Origin of the sequence: Paraburkholderia acidicola, from assembly GCF_002362315.1 — a bacterium.
GTDB lineage: Bacteria > Pseudomonadota > Gammaproteobacteria > Burkholderiales > Burkholderiaceae > Paraburkholderia > Paraburkholderia acidicola.
This window is the reverse complement of sequence record NZ_MTZV01000001.1, coordinates 41516-43022: the sequence shown is the minus strand read 5'-3', so window position 1 is coordinate 43022 and position 1507 is coordinate 41516. Positions and strand designations below refer to the sequence as shown.

1 protein-coding gene is annotated in these 1507 nt (G+C 62.4%); it reads right to left on the bottom strand.

What is annotated here, in order from left to right:
• Positions 1 to 133: 133 nt before the first annotated feature.
• A complete protein-coding gene (locus tag BWP39_RS00025) occupies positions 134 to 1477 on the bottom strand; it encodes a PfaD family polyunsaturated fatty acid/polyketide biosynthesis protein (protein WP_207556501.1) in 1344 nt (447 codons plus the stop codon).
• Positions 1478 to 1507 lie beyond the last annotated feature (30 nt).

Sequence of the window (1507 nt, the reverse complement as noted above, 5' to 3'; positions counted from 1 at the left end):
TGCATTCTCCTGGCTTCAACAACCAGCGATGGCCAGAACAGCCACCGCCAGTGCAATCGGGCATTTAAGGCAAACACACAACGAGGCAGCCCCGGGCACCGCAGGGGCCGAGGGTGTCTCGAACTCACGCGACTCAGCCGGTCATGGCGAAAAAACTGCGATTGAGCAGCTGCACGGTTTCTTCGAGCAACAGACGCGCGATGTCAGCGACGCGACGATTGCGCCAGCTCTCCAGCTCGGTGCCCTTGACCCATTGGTTGAAGGCACCCATCGCCGGTCCGCAGTGAATCTGGTAGTCGACTTTCTGCTCGCTCGAACCGCTCATCGCGAGGCGCATCGTGTGGACGAAGTACCAGCGGAATACGAGCGCCATCTTGTGCTTGGGATTTTTTTCAGCCTTCTCGATTTCGCCGGGCGCGGCCTTGAGGAAGTAAGCGCGCGTCTCGGCATAGACATCCTCGAAGGTGCGCATGAAGTACTTTTCCTGGATCTGCGCGCGGGTCTTCGCCTCGATGTCTTCCCAGGCCGCGTGGTTCTTCCACAACTCGTAGAGCTTGTTGGCGCGAGCGGGGAAAAACACCCCTTTCTTCAACACCTGGGTCTTGGCGCCCAGCTCGAACAGGCTGCCCGAAGGGCAATAGTCCATGTCCTGCACGTTGACCTGCTGCAGCAGATCTTTAGCCGCCTCGCTGGTACCAGCTTCCACCGTGCATTGATTGATCGAGCCGGTGAGGATGAAATCCGCGCCGAGGATGAAGGCGGTCGCCGCCGCCTCCGGCGTGCCGATGCCGCCCGCACCGCCGACACGCACAGTCTTCGTGTAGCCGTAACGCGTCACCATCTCGTCGCGCAGACGCACGATGCTCGGCAGCAAGGTGGACAGCACGCCCATGTCGGTATGTCCGCCCGAATCGGCCTCCACGCAGATGTCGTCGGCCATCGGCAGGTGCTTCGCCAGCTCGGCCTCGGCAGCGCTGAGCGCGCCCTCGGCCACCAGTTCGGCGAGCACTTTTTCAGGCGGCGGACTGAGGAACAGCGTGGCCACCTCGGGGCGCGAAAGCTTGGCGAGAATCATGTTCTGCGCGACTACGGCGCCTTGCGCGTTGCGTCGCAAGCCACGGGCGCGATACTTCACCAGCGGCGCCGTGATCTGCATGTAGGCGGAGGCTTCGACGCGGCGCACGCCGTGCTTGAGAAACAGATCCACGGTATCCATTTCGGCCTGCGGCGTGGACGCGTTGCTCAGCAGGTTCATCCCATAGGGTTGCCCCGCGCTCAGCGCGGCCTGGATGTCGAGGATGGCCTGCTCGATCGAAGCGAGGTCCACTCCCCCGGTACCGAAGTAACTCAGGAAGCCGGCCTTGCCCATATTGATCACCATCGGAGCCGAGGCGATGCCCTTCGCCATCGAGCCGGCCACATACGGATAGTCGACGCCGTGGTCCTGCTTGAAAGCCGCCGAGCCCAGCCGTTCCATCCTGATGCTGAGCGCCGCGTAATTTTTAGG